Consider the following 15,381-nt stretch of genomic DNA (forward strand, 5'->3'; position numbering starts at 1 on the left):
TCTCGATGACCGTCAGCACCGACCGGCACGGCCGCGTCCTCGTCGTCCGGATCGAACGACCCGAGAAGCGCAACGCGATCGACGGGCCGACGGCGGAGGGCATCGACGCCGCCCTCAACGGGTTCCAGGACGACCCCGGGCTGTGGGTCGCGATCCTCACCGGCACGCCGGAGGTGTTCTGCGCCGGCACCGACATCGTCGCCGGCCCCGGCGAGCCCACGCCCCGTGGCGGTCCCTACGGCATCATCCGGCGCCGTCACACCAAGCCGGTGGTCGCGGCCGTCGAGGGGCTCGCGCTCGGCGGCGGTTTCGAGATCGCCATGGCCTGCGACCTCGTCGTCGCCTCCGCCGCGGCGTCCTTCGGCCTGCCCGAGACCCGGCGGGGCCTCGTCGCGAACTCCGGGGCGCTCGGCCGCGCGATGCGGTGCCTGCCGATCAACGTCGCGCGCGAGCTGCTGCTGACCGGCGCCCGGCTCGACGCGCGACGGGCCCACGAGATCGGCTTCGTGAACCGGCTCGCCGAACCCGGTGCCGCGGTCGAGGTGGCCCTCGAGCTCGCCGAGGAGATCGGCGTGGCCTCGCCGACCGCGGTCTCGGCGACGTTGGCGGCGCTCGAGGAGCAGTGGTCCGACGCCGAGGAGGCGGGCTGGGCGGCGACGCACCGCGCCGAGGTGCGGATCGCCGAGGGCCCCGACAAGCGCGAGGGCCTGGCGGCCTTCGCCGAGAAGCGCCCGCCGGTGTGGAGCGACCCGACGCCCTGAGTCACCAGGCCTGCCTCGCCCCGACCGGGGTCCCGCCGAGAGGAGCACGATGAGCCCGCAGGGGCACACGGAGGCGCGCGGTCCCCTCGCGGGGATCGTCGTCGTGGCGGTGGAGCAGGCCGTCGCGGCGCCGTTCGCGACCCGCCAGCTCGCCGACCTGGGTGCGGACGTCATCAAGGTCGAGCGCACGGGCGACGGCGACTTCGCCCGCGGCTACGACGCCTCCGTGCGCGGGCAGTCGAGCCACTTCGTCTGGCTGAACCGGGGCAAGCGGTCGATCACCCTCGACGCCAAGGCCGACGAGGGACGCCGCACGCTGGCCGAGCTCGTGGCGCGCGCCGACGTCGTGGTCCAGAACCTGGCGCCCGCCGCGGCGCGGCGTCTCGGGATCGACGCGCACACCCTCGCCGCCCAGCACCCCCGGCTGGTCGCGTGCGACGTGTCCGGCTACGGAGCGGGCGGCCCGTACTCCGACCGCAAGGCCTACGACCTGCTCATCCAGTGCGACGCCGGCCTCGTCTCGATCACCGGGACCCCGGACGAGCCGGCGAAGGCCGGCATCTCCATCGCCGACATCGCGGCCGGCATGTACGCCTACACCGGCATCCTCACCGCCCTCTACGACCGCGAGCGGACCGGCCGCGGACGGGCGCTCGAGGTGTCCATGCTCGAGGCGCTCGGCGAGTGGATGGGCTACCCGGAGCTCTACGCCCGCTACGGCGGCACGTCCCCCCGCCGGGCCGGGGCCGCGCACGCGACGATCGCGCCCTACGGTCCCGTCGCCACGGCGTCGGGACACGTGATCACCATCGGGGTGCAGAACGAGCGCGAGTGGGCCGCCCTGTGCACCGACGTGCTGGAGCGCCCGGACCTGACCGAGGACCCGCGGTTCCGCGGCAACGCGGCCCGCGCCGAGCACCGCGCGGAGCTCGACGAGGCCATCGAGGGCGTCTTCGCGGGTCTCGACGTGACCGAGGCCGAGCGCCGCCTCGACGCCGCCGGCATCGCCCACGTCCGTCAACGCGGCCTCGACGAGTTCGCTCAGCACCCCCAGCTGCAGGCCCGCGACCGGTGGATGACCGTCGGGACCCCGCAGGGCGACATCGAGATGCTCCGGCCCCCGGTCACGGCGGGGTGGCCGTCGCCGCCCGCCCGTGTCCCGGCCGTCGGCGAGCACGACGACGAGGTGCGCGCGTGGCTGCGCACGACCGAACCGTCCCGGGAGGCCGATCACCGATGAGCGCCCCGACCCCGCCCGACCTCGCCGAGCTCGTCCGCGGGTGGTCCCCCGAACCGCTCGTCACCTCGGGCTCCACCGGCGCCTGGACCGTCGGCGCGGTGTCCGGCCTGTTCGACCTGCCCCCCGTCGCCGACAGCGGGGACGACCTGCCGCCGCTGTGGCACTGGTTCGGGTTCCTCGACCACCCCCGCCAGGACCAGCTCGGCGACGACGGCCACCCGGCGCAGGGCCACTTCATGCCCCCGCTGCCGCACCGCAGGCGCATGATCGCCGGCGGCCGGCTGGAGATCGACGCGCCGATGCGGGTCGACGAGACCCTCGAGCGCCACTCCTCGCTCCGGCGCTGCGACGTGAAGTCCGGGCGCAGCGGGCAGATGGTGCTGGTGACCGTCCGGCACGAGTTCGTGCGCGCGGGCACGACGATCGTCACCGAGGAGCAGGACATCGTCTACCGCTCCCAGCCGCCCGGCGAGGCCCGCGGTCTCACGCTCGATGCCCCCGACGGGCCCGCCCCCACCCCCGGAGCGGAAGCGGTGACGCTCACGCCGAGCGAGACGATGCTGTTCCGGTTCTCGGCGCTGACCTACAACACCCACCGCATCCACTACGACCTGCCGTACGTCACGCAGGTCGAGGGCTATCCGGGCCTGGTGGTCCACGGGCCGCTGCTGGCGCTGCAGCTGCTCGAGGTGCCACGCCGGCACCGCCCGGCGGAGCCGGTACGCCGGTTCGACTTCCGCCTCAGCCGCCCGGTCTTCGCCGGCCAGCACGTCGTCGCCGAGCCCGCGGCCGACCAGCCGGACGACGGGCTCGCCCTCGAGGCGGGCGTGCCCGGGACCTCGCCGTCGGTCACCGGCACCGTGCGCGGGTAGGCCACCGGGTCGGTCGCACGCCTGTTCGATGGACACCGACCGGGCGCCCCGGCACCCTCCGCAGCCATGCGGATCCTGCGGACCTGGCTCGCCCTCCGTCGCGAGGGGCGCGGCCTGAGCCTCCTCGCGGTCGCCCGCGGGTGGAGCTGACCCCCCGGCGTCAGGCCTCCGGGTCCTCCTGACGGTCCGGGTCGAGGTCGCGGTAGGTGCTGTCGTTGCGCAGGCCGTCGTCGCGGCCGACGCCCTCCTGGCGGTCGAGGCCCATGATCTCCTGCACGAACCGCGCCTTCTGGCGCTGGACCTCGTCCTTGAGGGCGTCGTCCACCGCCGCCCCGAGCGCGGCCTCGACGTCGGCGTCGGCGTCGGCGTCGTCGGGGGGTGGCGTCGCGTCGTCGCCCCGGTCGTCAGCGATGTCCTCGGCCATGCGCGCTCCCCAGGTCGTCGGCGGTCCTGTCCCCGGGGTGCCCGCTCGAGGAGCAGTTCAGCCGGTGGATGTCACCGCGGCGCTGATCCGGGAGGCTGGACCCGGAGACGGCGCCCGGGACCGACCGGCGCCCCGACGAAGGGACGGCGCATGTCGGACGTCAAGGTCGAGCACGAGGTCACGCTGTCGCGCGAGGAGGTGGCCGACTGGCTGGCGGACCTCGCGGACGCCATCCGCGAGGGGGGCTCCGCCGAGCTCTCGCTGTCCGGCCCGGTGCTCACCCTGCCGGTCGCGGACGAGATGGACCTCGAGATCGAGGTCGAGATCGACGGCGACGAGGTGGAGCTCGAGATCGAGCTGTCGTGGCGCCGGAGCACCCGGTCGGCGCCCCAGGACGAGGACGAGGACGACGAGGAGGGCGAGGACACCGAGGACGAGCCCGCGGCCTCCGCGTCCGCGTCGACCCCCGCCGCGAGCACCTCGGTGACGGCGTCGCCGGAAGGCGCCGTGGACGCGGCCACCGACACCGCCACGTCGGCGACGGACACCGCCACGTCGGCGACGGACACCGCCACGTCGGCGACGGACACCGCCACGTCGGCGGCGAACGACACCACGTCCACGACCCGGTCGGCGACCAGGACCGCGACGAAGGCACCGACGAAGGCCGCGGGGAAGGCCCCGGCGAAGGCGCCGGCCAAGGCGTCCGCGAAGACCCCGGCCAAGGCCCCCGCCGAGGGCGACGGCTGAACCGCCCCGTCACGCACGACGGCGCCGTCACGCGGAGGGGACGCGTGACGGCGCCGTCGCGGGCGGACCCGCTCAGGGCGTGATGACGACCTTGAGCGCGAGGTTGGCCGCCGCGTTGGCGAACACGTCGTAGGCCTCGTCGAACTGGTCGAACGTGAAGCGGTGCGTGCCCATCTTCTCGGCCGGGATGCGCCCGGAGGCGACCATCTTCAGCAGGGTCGGGATGGAGACGGTGTCGACCAGGCCCATGGTCAGCGTGACGTTCGAGATCCACATGTCCTGCATGGGCAGCTCGACGGGCGTGCCGTGGACGCCGACGTTGGCGATGGTGCCGCCCGGCCGGACCAGGGATGCCGCGGTCAGCAGCGTCTCGGGGTAGCCGACGGCCTCGATCGCGACGTCGACACCCAGTCCGTCGGTGAGACCGATGACGTCGCCGACCGTGCCCGGGCCGACCTCGACGGTGTCCGTCGCGCCGAACTCGAGGGCCTTCTCCAGCCGGAACTTGTTCGAGTCGATGGCGATGACCTTCGACGCGCCCCACAGCCCGGTGGTCAGGACGGCGGACAGGCCGACCGCGCCGGCGCCGACCACCGCGACGGTGTTGCCGGGACGCACGCCGCCGGCGAGGACGCCGACCTCGTAGCCGGTGGGCAGCGAGTCGGCGAGGAAGATCGCCTGCTCGTCGCTCACCCCGGACGGCACCGCGTAGAGCGAGGTGTCGGCGTAGGGCACGCGGACGAGCTCGGCCTGGGTGCCGTCGATGAGGTGCCCGAAGATCCAGCCGATGCCGCCGACGGTCTGGCAGTGCGAGGGCATCCCCCGCTGGCAGTACTCACAGCGCCCGCACTTGGTGATGGCGGGGACGAGGACACGGTCGCCGACCGAGAACCCGCGGACGGCGTCGCCGACCTCGGTGATGGTGCCGACGGCCTCGTGGCCGAGGATGCGTCCGTCGGTGACCGCGGCGACGTCGCCCTGCAGGATGTGCAGGTCCGTCCCGCAGATGGTGGTGGTCTCGACCTTGACCACGACGTCGGTGGGTTCCTCCACCCGTGCGTCGGGGACGTCCTCCCAGGCCTTGTTGCCCGGACCGTGGTAGACCAGTGCCTTCATGTGTGTGCCGCCTTCGTTGGCTTGCCGCGTCGTCCGCCGACCGACGCTAGTGGCGCAGGACACAGGCGCCTGTCCCATTCCGGGACCATCCGCGTCACGGGCGGGCGTCCGGTGTGGATCACTGACCGGGAACCGGGACAGTGGTCATCCCGGGGACCGGGGATCAAGCGATGTAGCTGATCCCGAAGGCGTCGATCTTGCGGTAGAGCGAGGAGCGCGCGATCCCGAGCATCGCCGCCGCCCGGTAGCGGTTGCCGCGGGCCTCGTAGAGGGCCTGGATGATCGCGTCGCACTGGGCGGTCTCGAGCATCGACAGCTTCGGGGCGCGGCTCGTGAAGCACAGGGACGGCAGGTCCGGCGCCTGGACGACGCCGACGGGCTTGCGGGCGACGACGTAGCGCAGGACGTCCTCGAGCTCGTTGATGTTGCCGGGCCAGGGGTAGCCCTCGAGGACGCGCACCACCTGGTGGGACAGGCGCAGCGACCGCCCGGTGGTCATCGTCCGCAGCACCGACTGCGCGATGTCGCCGAGCTCATCGGCCCGGTAGCGCAGGGCCGGCACCCGCACGGTCTCGTGGAAATGGCGCAGGAGCAGGCCGTAGGGGCGGGTGGCGTCGACCGACGCGGTGTCGAGGCACCCCACGACCACCACCGGGTCGGCGCGGGCCACCAGCACGCGCAACGACTCGTCGAGGCGGCGGGCGGCGACCGGCCCGAGGGCCTGCACCCCGCGCAGCAGCGCGAGGTGGGGACGGGACGGTGACGTCTGCGCGAGCCCGGCGAGGGGATCCGTCGCGGCCGGGGTGTCGCCGATCTTGGCGCACTCCACGACCGTGACCGCGCCGTCCGGGTGCAGCCGGTGGAACTGCTCGAGGGCCAGCGTGCGCTTGCCGACGCCCGTCTCGCCGAGGAGCACCTGGTGGCGCCGGTGCCCCAGGTTGGCGACGACCTCCTGGCGCGCCCGCAGGTACGGGCTGAGCAGCTCGCGGTTGGCGCGGACCCGGGCCTCGGCGTGCGCGCGCTCCGCGGGGGAGCGGTCGTCGCGCAGTGGCGCGGCGAAGTCACGGCGGGCGGTCGGCGCCACGTGCGAGCCCTGCCGGCGGCGCGCCTCGGTCGCGGCCGGGGCCTCGTCGTGCTCGGCCGGTCCGCCGGTGAGCACGCAGCCGACGGGCACGCCGTCCGCCCGGATCTCGTGCACCGCCACCTCGGCGCAGGTCCCCGACGGGAGGTCGACGTGGTGGGGCCGCGGCGGCTCGTCGATCACCAGCGCGGCGAGCGCGCGGTCGCTGAGGGACTGCTGGTCCTCGGGCGCCACGCGCCGGACACCGCTGCTGACGAGGACGACGTCGCCGTCGGTGGCCACCGCCCACGGCGCGCCGTCCGCGCCCGCCGCGTCGAGGGCGTCGTGCAGCGCGAGCACCCGGGCCCGCCGCCGGCGGGTGCCCTGGTCGTCGACCCGCCGCGCGAGCGCCCGCGCCCACGGCAGGTGGTCGGCGGCACCGTCGGCGGCGTGCCGGACGACGACCAGCGCCAGGTCGGGCCGCCCCTGCCCGACGGGCGCGGCCGCGGCGGCCAGGGAGCTGAGCTGCGGGTGGAAGTGCTCGGGACCCTCGACGGCCAGCGCCGTCCCCTCGTGCAGCGCGAGGGTCGCCGCCGTCGTGCCCACCGCCGCCTCGGCGTGGCGGTAGCCGGGTACCAGGCGCACGGCGTCGAGCAGGTCCGAGAGCGCGGGGTCGCCGTCGCGCCGGACGCGGACGAGGCCGTCGGCGTCGACGAGCAGCAGCGACCCGGTGAACTCCGGGTTGTCGGCGTGCGCCTCGTCGAGCACGGAGCCGGCGGCCTCGAGCGGTGTCGCCGGGGGACCGCCGTGGCCGACGAAGGACGCCCCGAGGCGCTCGGTGTCGACGGCGTGGGCCCGCGAGCGTTCCCAGGAGGCCAGCACGACCGCGCGGACCGCGCCGTCGCCGACCGCGGACGCGCCGCCGCGCAGGAACCGCCAGCGCGCCGCCTCCACCTCGCGCGCCCCGGTCACGAGAGTGACCGTAGGTCTCCGGGAGGTCCCCGGGACAGGTCTCAGCCAGCCAGGACTCAGCTCGTCGGGGCCGAGATGTCGACCAGCCAGCTCACGCCGTAGCGGTCGACGCAGGCGCCGAAGGTGTCGCCCCACATCTGCTTCTCCAGCGGGGTCTCGACCTTCCCGCCGGCCGAGAGCTTGTCCCAGTAGCCGCGCAGCGTCGCCTCGTCGTCACCGGAGAGCGAGATGGTGACGTCGTTGCCCGACTCCCGGGACACGCCGGGCGGGAAGTCCGACACCATCAGCGTGATGCCGCTGTCGGTCTCGATCTGGCCGTGCATGATCTTGTCGGCGTCGGGGCCCTCCATGCCCATCGATCCGAACGTCATGACGTTGGACGTGCCGCCCAGGGCGTCGGTGTAGAACGCGACGACCTCCGCGGCGTTGCCGTCGAAGTGCAGGTACGGGTTGAGACGGACGCCCACGACGTTCTCCAGGGGCTCGAGGGACCAGGACGAGCGGGCCAAGGTAGCGCCGCGCGACGACGGGTGGAACCGCCGTGACGGGCGGGACGGGTCTCCATCTGATCCCGAGACCGTACTGGAGAGTCCTTACTCAGGACCAGTGCTGGCGCACTCCGCCGGGTGCGTCTGGCAGTGCGGCGTCATCCCGGGAAAGCGCCCGCGGTGCTCGGCCACCCAGCGGTAGGCGCGATCCTGCACGCCGGAGGTCGCCCGGTAGAGGGCCGACGGCGCGTCCGTGCCGATGACGGTGGAGAGCACCGCGTTGACCGCCTCGGCGCCGCTGCGTCGCACCCCGTCGGGGCCGCGCCACTGCACCGCGTCCTGGCACTGCTCGACGGTGGCGCCGACCGACGCGGGCACGCCCGGGGCCTGGAAGGGCTGCACGTCGATCCGGCCGAGACGGTCGATCGTCCGCAGCCAGCCGACGCAGCGGGTGCAGAAGCCGCACTGCCCGTCGAACACGAGGCGGCCGGTCGCGGGGCTGTCCATCACCCCACGATGCCTCAGCTCGGGTCGCGGTCGGCGCGCAGCCGCGGGTCGTGGCCGTCACCCGGGCGCCGCCGCCGGCGTTCCACGACCGTCAAGGCGACGGACAGGATCGCGAGGACGAGCAGGATCGCCAGCAGGACGACGATGAGGGTGCCCATGCCCTCAGGATGGCGCCCTCAGGAGGCCGGGGTGCCGGGCCGGTAGGTGCCGAAGGACCAGACGTTGCCCTCGTCGTCGACGGCCGCGTACTCGCGGGAGCCGTAGTCCTGGTCGACGAGCTCCATGATCACCGTCGCCCCGGCCGCGACGGCGCGGGCGTGGTGGGCGTCGGGGTCGTCGACGACGACGTACGTGACGGCCCGCCCGGTGGCGAACTGATCGCCCTCCCGGCGGGGCCCGAGCAGCACCGCGCCGCCGTCGTGGACGAGCTCGGCGTGCTGCACCGCACCGGAGCCGTCGCGGTGGGCGGCGGCGACGGTGAAGCCGAACGCGTCGCGCAGCAGCGTGATCGCCGCGTCGGGGTCCTGGTAGCGCAGGGTCGGGAAGACGCTCATGGCGACGACGTTAGGTCGCCGCCCCCGCCGCGTCTTGGACGTCCGGGAACCCGCTGCGCCACTCCTGCACGTAGCGGGTGGGGGTCACGCCGGCCAGGTCGCGGAACTCGCGCACGAGGTGCGAGTGGTCGGCGAACCCGCACGCGGCGGCGACGTCGGAGATGGTCGTGGACGACGGCTCGTGCCGGTCCCACGCCCGGGGGACCAGCAGCCGCGCCGCCTCCCGGAACCGCAGCACGCGCCCGGCCGTGGTCGGCGCGAGCCCGACCTGGTCGCGGAAGCGGGTCAGCAGGTGCCGGCGGCTCCAGCCGGTCTCGTCGGCGAGGGTCGCGACCGCCACCCGGCCGCGTGCCGCGCTCAGGCGGCCCCAGGCGTGGACGATCTCGGGGTCGGGCCGCGTGTGCGAGCGGTCGAGGAGCCGGCGCAGCGTGGCGTCCACCAGGGCGTGGCGGTCCGGCCAGCTCGGCGTCTCCGCGAGGCGTCCGGGCAGCTCGGCGAGGGCGGGCACCTCGAGGTCGTCGAGTGCGGTGATGCGATTGGTCAGCAGCGAGAGGGGCCGGTCGAGCAGGCGCAGGACACCGAGCGGGGTGAGGTCGACCTGGATGCCCTGCTGGTGGCCGGCGAACGCGGTGAGCACGGCCCCGTCGTGCATGCCGGCGAGGAACGCGGCCTGCCGGCTGCTCCCGCCGGGCCCGGAGGTCTCCAGGGGGTCGGCCCAGGACAGGATCAGCGTGCAGGCACCGTGCGGTGCCTCGCGCCGCCGCAGCGGAGCCGTCGCGAGCTCGTCGTAACCCTCGTGACGACGCACCACGCCCCCGAGCGACGGGTGCGGTCGCCCCGCGGGTGAGGTCATGTTGGCAGCCTGCCAAAAGCGGCGCGGAACGGATACCGTCCCGGCCCGTGACGGGACGCAACGGGAGTCAGCAGGGGACACAGCGGGGGACGCAGACACGCGTCGTGGTGGTCGGCGCGGGCTTCGGCGGCATCGCCGCGGCGATCGAGCTCCGCAGCCACGGCATCACCGACGTCGTGATCCTCGACAGCGCGCCGGAGATCGGCGGCACCTGGTACTACAACAGCTACCCGGGCGCGGCGTGCGACGTCCCGAGCCACCTGTACTCGTTCTCGTTCGCCCAGCGCAGCGACTGGTCGCGGCTGTGCTCCCCGCAGCCGGAGATCCTCGAGTACCTGCAGGGCGTGGCGAAGGAGTACGGGCTCGAGGAGGTGTTCGAGCCGTCGGTGCTCGTCTCCACGGTCCGGCTCGACGAGGCGACGATGACGTGGACCGTCGAGGCGCAGGACGGGCGCAGCTGGCAGGCCGACGCCGTCGTGCTGGCCACGGGCCAGCTGAACACCCCGGCGATCCCGCCGATCCCCGGTGCCGACGACTTCGCCGGCCCGACGATGCACTCGGCCCGCTGGGACCACGACGTCGACCTGCACGGCAAGCGCGTCGCGGTGGTCGGCACGGGGGCGAGCGCGGTGCAGTTCGTGCCGGCCATCGCGCCCGAGGTCGGGAAGATGACGGTGTTCCAGCGCAGCGGGAACTGGTTCTTCCCGCGCAAGAACCGCTACTACCCGCCGGCGCTGCGGGAGTTCTTCCGGCGCGTGCCCGGCGTGATGCGCGCGCGGCGCTTCTTCCTCAAGGGCTACCTCGAGTCCCTGACGGTGATGATCCGCCACCCCTCGACCGTCGGGCGGCTCGGGAAGCTGTACTCGACGCTGTTCATGCGACGGCAGCTGCGCGATCCCGAGGTGCGGCGCAAGGCGTGGCCGGACTACACCTTCGGGTGCAAGCGGATCCTGTTCAGCTCGCACTACCTGCCGGCGCTCGAGCGCGACAACGTCGAGCTCGTCACCGACCGGGTCACGGCGATCGAGCCCGACGGCGTGCGCACCGACGACGGGCGTCACCACCCGGCCGACGTGCTGATCTGGGGCACCGGGTTCAAGACGACCGAGTTCATGTTCCCGATGGACGTCGTCGGCCGCCACGGGCGGACGCTGCAGGAGGAGTGGAGCGACGGCGCCCACGCCCACCTGGGGATGACCGTGCCGGGCTTCCCGTCGCTGTTCGTGCTCTACGGGCCGAACACCAACACCTCGGGCGGCTCGATCATCGTCTTCCTCGAGGCGCAGGTCGCGTACGTGCGCCAGGCGCTCGAGGAGACCGCGCGCCGCCGGGCCGCGGCCCTGGAGGTGCGCCGCGACGTCGAGCAGGCGTTCGACCGGCGGCTCCAGGCCCAGTTCGAGGGCACGGCGTGGACGCAGTGCGACTCCTGGTACCGCGACGAGTCGGGTCGCATCGTCGCCAACTGGCCGAACTACATGGAGCAGTACGTGCGGGCCGTCGCGCGGATCGATCCGGCCGAGTACGACTTCATCTCGCGGTAGTTGTCCACAGGGTCTGTCCACACTGGGGACGAACTACACGCCTGTGATTACCGGCCCGGATCCGGCCGGTGTCTAGGGTCGGAAGGATGTTGCGGCGTTCCGAGATCGAGCTCAAGACCTCCGGTGAGGTCGACGCGATGCGCGAGGCGGGGCGCGTCGTCGCGCGCTGCCTCGACGCGGTGCGGGCCGCCGCGACGGTCGGCACGTCGCTCGAGGAGCTCGACGGTGTGGCGCACGACGTCATGAAGGACGCGGGCGCGGTGCCGGCGTTCCTCGACTACCACCCGCACTTCGCGCCCAGCCCGTTCCCGGGTGTCATCTGCGCCAGCGTCAACGACGCGGTCGTCCACGCCATCCCCGGGCCCCACCGGCTGGCCGAGGGCGACCTGCTCAGCGTCGACTGCGGCGCGTTCCTCGACGGCTGGTGCGGCGACGCCGCCATCAGCCTGGTGGTCGGCGCCGACCCGGACCCGGCCGACCTCGCGCTCATCGCCACCACCGAGCGGGCCCTGCAGGCCGGGATCGACGCCGCGGTGCCGGGCGGGAAGCTCGGCGACCTGGGCGCGGCCATCGGCGCGGTGGCCCGCGAGGCCGGCTACGGGATGCTCGCCGACCACGGCGGCCACGGCATCGGGCGCGCCATGCACGAGGCGCCGCACGTGCCGAACGAGGGCCGTGCCGGGCGGGGCATGCGGCTGCGCGCGGGCATGGTGATCGCGATCGAGCCGATGCTGCACGCCGGTGGTGGGGACGAGTACGTCCACGACGCCGACGGGTGGACCCTGCGGACCGCCGACGGCAGCCGCGCGGCGCACGTGGAGCACACCGTCGCGATCACCGAGAACGGCCCGCGGGTGCTGACCCTGGCCTGAGGTGCGCCTCCGGCGCAGGTGAGCAGTTCGGAGTGCTGGAGCACTTCGAACTGCTCACATGCCCGGAGGGCACACCTAGGACTGGCTCGCCGCCCGGTCGTCCTGGGGCGAGTCGCCCTGCGACGCGCCCTCGCGCGGGGCGTCCGCCCGCTCGCGGTGCGCCTGCTCCCACCCGGAGTCGTCGCGGGCCGCGTCCTCGCCGCCGTCCGAGCGCGGCTTGCGGCGCACGTTGCGGCGGTCGAGGCGGTGCAGCATCCCGTTGCTGTCGCGGCCCCAGTGGGTCCCGTGGGAATCGGTGAACCGCATCTCCGGCACGGCCGGCGCGGAGTAGAGCTCGTCGCGGTCCACCTCGCCGGCGTCGAAGGGCAGCGAGTGGATCTCGTCGCTGGCCGGGGGCAGGAGCGCCATCGAGACGCTGTGCTGCTCGTCGCTGGAGGGCAGGCTGAACAGGCAGCGCACCTGGAAGACCGGGGAGTCGCCCCCGTTGTGCACGATGAGGACGTAGTCCTCGTCGCGGTCGTGCCGGGCGCCTTCATCGAGCCAGGCCGTGACGCCCTGCGCCTGCTGCTCCTGGCGGACCTCGACCTGGTCCTTCCGGTTCAGGAGCATGATCCAGACATAGGCGGCGAAGCCGAGCAGCGAGCCGGCACTGCCGACCGCCGACACCCACTGCGCGGCGATCTGCGAAGTCATTCGTGGTCGTCCTCTGTGATGGTGGTGCGGGTGAGTCCGGACGAGGAGGTGCCCCACCGGACGGCGGTCTACGCTCCCGCGTCGTGAGCGAGTCCGATTCGTCTGCTGTGCCGTCGACCACCCGGCGTCCGGCGCCCGACCCGCCGAAGGCGACGCCGCCCGCCGGCGGCTCGCCGGGGGCGATCGTGCGCTGGACCGTGGACATGATCAATGCCCGCGACGCGGCGGCGATGCGTCAGGTGTGGGCCGACGAGGTCCGCGTCCGCTTCCCCCCGCGCACCGTGCGCGGCGTCGACGAGCTCGAGGCGTGGTGGGACGAGGTGTTCGCCGCGGTCCCCGACCTCACGCTGACGATCCAGGGTCTGGTGGAGCACGGCGACGAGGTCTTCATGCGCTGGCAGCTGACCGGGCACCACAGCGGCGGCGAGTGGGAGGGCATCGCGGCCACGGGCTCACACGTCGACCTCGACGGGATGGACCACTTCACGTTCGCCGACGGCGTCATCGCGAGCAACTTCGTGGTCTTCGACCAGATGCAGTTCGCCCGCCAGATCGGCCTGCTGCCCGCCGACGGCTCGCGCCTCGACGCCGCCGCGAAGCGCGGCTTCAACTTGATGGCACGACGCCGGGGGTCCAAGCGCGGTTAGGCGCTCTTGGTGCTGCTCTCGCGGCGGCTGCGGCCCTGCGTCCCGCCACGGCCGCGGAACTCCACGCCGGCGTCGACGAGCAGCCGGCGGACCCGGCCGATGCTGTAGCCGGTCTCCGAGCAGATCTCCCGGATGCTGGCACCCTTCTGGTACCGCTTGAGCAGCTCGTTCCCGAGCTTGGTGCGCTCCGTCCCCGTCACCCGCTGGTTGCGCGCCAGCTCCGGTGTCTTCGCCATACGGGGGAGTATCACAGCGAGTGGCCGAACGTCGCCACTACCGGGGATTACTGCTGAGTCAAGCGGTCGGACGCGTACTGCGAACGAGATCAAGGTACGCCCGTTGGCGGATCTCGATGACGGACCGTACCCGAAACCGTCCGAGCCTGTACTACCTGTAAGCGGGGTACTGGCGGCCGCGGGGAGCGACCTCCTCGGCCGACTCGGCACCCCAGCTCGACCACCCGGGACGGGCGTAGCGGGCGAACATCTCGAGGTACGGCCCCGGCGAGCACGCCTCGATGAGGTCGTAGGCCTCCTCGGGCTTGCGGGAGTGCTCCCGCTTGCGCGTCTCGATCATGTTGACCTGGCGGCGGCCCGGATCGAGCGTGCGCATCGACCCGCGCACGCCGAAGAGGATCAGCTCGGTGACGTTGCGGAAGTAGAACCCGACGCCGCGCCCGTCGGGTCCGCCGTCCTTGCGTCGCTTGGCCCAGACCAGGTTGCTGACGTAGCGGAAGCCCCAGCCCTGCATCACCGCCAGGCCCTCGGGCAGCAGCGCGTTGGGCACCCACAGGTAGAGGTGGGCGTTGGCGGAGACGACGTCGGACACGGGGAGCGAGGCGATGTCCGCGGCGCTCATGGTGTCGTAGCGGTCGAGCCGCCGGTGCTCGGGCGCGACCTTGCCGGTGCGGTTGGTGAACCGCCACGGGGGGTCGGCGTACACGCAGGAGAAGCCGCCCGCGGTGCGCGGCAGCGCGGTGCTCTCCAACGGGGCGGCGTCCACGCGCAGGGGCTCCGCGCGCCGGGCGCGCGTCGCCGTGGGGTTCTCGTCGCTCGGTTCGACGTCCACCGCCGCGGTCATCGTCTCGGACCTCCTCGCCGGGATCGGGGCGGGCGGGACGTTAGCGGCGGCCCCCGACAGCGCCGTGTCGTCGCTGCTCATGGCCCCCCCGCCGACGGCGACGCGGGCGCGACGCAGGAGCGACCGCGGCGGTGGTCGTTGCGGGGGCTCATGGCACGTACTCGTCGGTGAGCATCAGCGGCGCCGGGGCCGGGGCGCGGGCCGGCTCGCCGGGCGCCGGGTCCCAGCAGCGACGCGAGATCGCCACCGCCAGCAGGGGACAGCCGCCGGCGTCGCCCCGGGTCATGCGCGACTCGAGCTTGCCCAGGTGGGTGGTGGTCGACGTCGAGAGCCGGCTGCGCACCTCGTCGTCGCTGCGCCCGGCCGCCCGGGCCAGCTCCCTCGCGAGCTCGCGCAGGTCGTCGTGGGTGCGGGTCAGCAGCACCGCGCCGTCGATGAGGCCGGCGTCGTAGAGCGCGCGGTAGGCCCCGATGTCGCGGTCGAGGTTGCCGTCCTTGGCGTTCCACTCCACGTCGAGGGCCACGCGGCCCTTGACGTTGTCGACCTTGTAGCCCTCGTTGAACACCTCGCTCTCGCGCACGGTCACGCCGTGCTCGCCGGCCGGGTGCCACGGCTGCACCTGCAGGCGGGAGGTCACGACGGTGTCGACGCGGCCCTCGCGCCAGCCGCGCTCGCGGAACGCGGTGTTGAGGCGTGCGGCCAGCCGCGACTCGTTGCCCCCCGCCTCGACGAGGTCGGCCGTGGTGAGCGTGAAGCCCGTGAGCACCGCGCAGAGCTCGGTGACCTCGTCCGCGCACGTGGCCGCGAGGACGGCGGCGGCGTTGCGCGTCTCGCGCAGCTCGTAGCGCTCGGCGACGGCGGTCGGCAGCGCGGTGGTCCAGCTGCCGGTGAGCTCCATCGCCCGACATTCTGGCAGCACGGTCGGCCGCGTCCGACCCGCGGGAGCGTGTC

Annotated in this window: 19 protein-coding genes; 7 read left to right on the plus strand and 12 right to left on the minus strand. The window is 73.8% G+C overall.

The window, feature by feature from the left end:
- Positions 1 to 5 precede the first annotated feature (5 nt).
- The 3 genes from PH191_RS22120 to PH191_RS22130 are packed head-to-tail and all read left to right on the plus strand — an operon-like array spanning position 6 to position 2,873.
- On the plus strand, positions 6 to 761 hold the full coding sequence (locus PH191_RS22120) for an enoyl-CoA hydratase-related protein (protein ID WP_274196799.1): 756 nt from the start codon (positions 6 to 8) through the stop codon (positions 759 to 761).
- Between the two features lie 49 nt (positions 762 to 810).
- Complete coding sequence (locus PH191_RS22125; RefSeq protein WP_274196800.1) at positions 811 to 2,001, plus strand: CaiB/BaiF CoA transferase family protein; 1,191 nt, start codon at positions 811 to 813, stop codon at positions 1,999 to 2,001.
- On the plus strand, positions 1,998 to 2,873 hold the full coding sequence (locus tag PH191_RS22130) for an HTD2 family dehydratase (RefSeq protein WP_274196801.1): 876 nt from the start codon (positions 1,998 to 2,000) through the stop codon (positions 2,871 to 2,873). Before PH191_RS22125 ends, PH191_RS22130 begins: the two co-directional genes overlap by 4 nt.
- Positions 2,874 to 3,033: 160 nt before the next feature.
- On the opposite strand, the gene PH191_RS22135 is transcribed toward PH191_RS22130, so the two are convergent.
- On the minus strand, positions 3,034 to 3,297 hold the full coding sequence (locus tag PH191_RS22135; RefSeq protein WP_274196802.1) for a hypothetical protein: 264 nt from the start codon (positions 3,295 to 3,297) through the stop codon (positions 3,034 to 3,036).
- A 150-nt stretch (positions 3,298 to 3,447) separates the two neighbouring features.
- On the opposite strand from PH191_RS22135, the gene PH191_RS22140 reads away from it, so the two are divergent.
- A complete protein-coding gene (locus tag PH191_RS22140) occupies positions 3,448 to 4,047 on the plus strand; it encodes an amphi-Trp domain-containing protein (protein WP_274196803.1) in 600 nt (199 codons plus the stop codon).
- Positions 4,048 to 4,119: 72 nt separating this feature from the next.
- Here PH191_RS22140 and PH191_RS22145 read toward each other — a convergent pair whose 3' ends face one another.
- The 7 genes from PH191_RS22145 to PH191_RS22175 all read right to left on the minus strand — a co-directional run bounded on the left by PH191_RS22145 (position 4,120) and on the right by PH191_RS22175 (position 9,597).
- A complete protein-coding gene (locus PH191_RS22145) occupies positions 4,120 to 5,163 on the minus strand; it encodes an alcohol dehydrogenase catalytic domain-containing protein (protein WP_274196804.1) in 1,044 nt (347 codons plus the stop codon).
- 163 nt (positions 5,164 to 5,326) lie between these two features.
- Complete coding sequence (locus PH191_RS22150; RefSeq protein WP_274196805.1) at positions 5,327 to 7,195, minus strand: helix-turn-helix domain-containing protein; 1,869 nt, start codon at positions 7,193 to 7,195, stop codon at positions 5,327 to 5,329.
- Positions 7,196 to 7,251: 56 nt separating this feature from the next.
- Positions 7,252 to 7,662, minus strand: a complete 411-nt coding sequence (locus PH191_RS22155) for a VOC family protein (protein ID WP_274196806.1) — start codon at positions 7,660 to 7,662, stop codon at positions 7,252 to 7,254.
- 126 nt (positions 7,663 to 7,788) lie between these two features.
- Positions 7,789 to 8,190 carry a thiol-disulfide oxidoreductase DCC family protein gene (locus tag PH191_RS22160; RefSeq protein ID WP_274196807.1) on the minus strand — a complete coding sequence of 134 codons (402 nt, stop codon included), beginning with the start codon at positions 8,188 to 8,190 and terminating at the stop codon, positions 7,789 to 7,791.
- Between the two features lie 14 nt (positions 8,191 to 8,204).
- Positions 8,205 to 8,348, minus strand: coding sequence for a hypothetical protein (locus tag PH191_RS22165; protein ID WP_274196808.1), 144 nt, complete (start codon positions 8,346 to 8,348; stop codon positions 8,205 to 8,207).
- A gap of 18 nt (positions 8,349 to 8,366) precedes the next feature.
- Positions 8,367 to 8,744 (minus strand): VOC family protein, encoded by a 378-nt coding sequence (locus PH191_RS22170; protein WP_274196809.1) that lies wholly within the window; start codon positions 8,742 to 8,744, stop codon positions 8,367 to 8,369.
- A gap of 10 nt (positions 8,745 to 8,754) precedes the next feature.
- Entirely contained in the window at positions 8,755 to 9,597 is an 843-nt protein-coding gene (locus tag PH191_RS22175; RefSeq protein ID WP_274196810.1) for a helix-turn-helix domain-containing protein, read from the minus strand.
- 47 nt (positions 9,598 to 9,644) lie between these two features.
- On the opposite strand from PH191_RS22175, the gene PH191_RS22180 reads away from it, so the two are divergent.
- On the plus strand, positions 9,645 to 11,138 hold the full coding sequence (locus PH191_RS22180) for a flavin-containing monooxygenase (RefSeq protein WP_274196811.1): 1,494 nt from the start codon (positions 9,645 to 9,647) through the stop codon (positions 11,136 to 11,138).
- Between the two features lie 86 nt (positions 11,139 to 11,224).
- A complete protein-coding gene (map, locus tag PH191_RS22185; RefSeq protein ID WP_274196812.1) occupies positions 11,225 to 12,010 on the plus strand; it encodes a type I methionyl aminopeptidase in 786 nt (261 codons plus the stop codon).
- Between the two features lie 75 nt (positions 12,011 to 12,085).
- Here the strand turns inward: map and PH191_RS22190 are convergent, their stop codons facing one another.
- On the minus strand, positions 12,086 to 12,703 hold the full coding sequence (locus PH191_RS22190; protein ID WP_274196813.1) for a hypothetical protein: 618 nt from the start codon (positions 12,701 to 12,703) through the stop codon (positions 12,086 to 12,088).
- A gap of 83 nt (positions 12,704 to 12,786) precedes the next feature.
- Here PH191_RS22190 and PH191_RS22195 point away from each other — a divergent pair, with 83 nt between their 5' ends.
- Positions 12,787 to 13,350, plus strand: a complete 564-nt coding sequence (locus PH191_RS22195) for an ester cyclase (protein WP_274196814.1) — start codon at positions 12,787 to 12,789, stop codon at positions 13,348 to 13,350.
- Here PH191_RS22195 and PH191_RS22200 read toward each other — a convergent pair.
- The 3 genes from PH191_RS22200 to PH191_RS22210 form a co-directional block, all read right to left on the minus strand.
- Positions 13,347 to 13,586, minus strand: a complete 240-nt coding sequence (locus PH191_RS22200) for a helix-turn-helix domain-containing protein (RefSeq protein ID WP_274196815.1) — start codon at positions 13,584 to 13,586, stop codon at positions 13,347 to 13,349. The two genes, PH191_RS22195 and PH191_RS22200, sit on opposite strands and share 4 nt — an antisense overlap.
- A gap of 151 nt (positions 13,587 to 13,737) precedes the next feature.
- Complete coding sequence (locus PH191_RS22205; RefSeq protein WP_274196816.1) at positions 13,738 to 14,430, minus strand: MT-A70 family methyltransferase; 693 nt, start codon at positions 14,428 to 14,430, stop codon at positions 13,738 to 13,740.
- Between the two features lie 148 nt (positions 14,431 to 14,578).
- Complete coding sequence (locus PH191_RS22210) at positions 14,579 to 15,328, minus strand: BglII/BstYI family type II restriction endonuclease (protein ID WP_274196817.1); 750 nt, start codon at positions 15,326 to 15,328, stop codon at positions 14,579 to 14,581.
- Positions 15,329 to 15,381: the final 53 nt, after the last annotated feature.

The sequence above is a fragment of the Actinomycetospora callitridis genome (genome assembly GCF_028737265.1).
Lineage (GTDB): Bacteria > Actinomycetota > Actinomycetes > Mycobacteriales > Pseudonocardiaceae > Actinomycetospora > Actinomycetospora callitridis.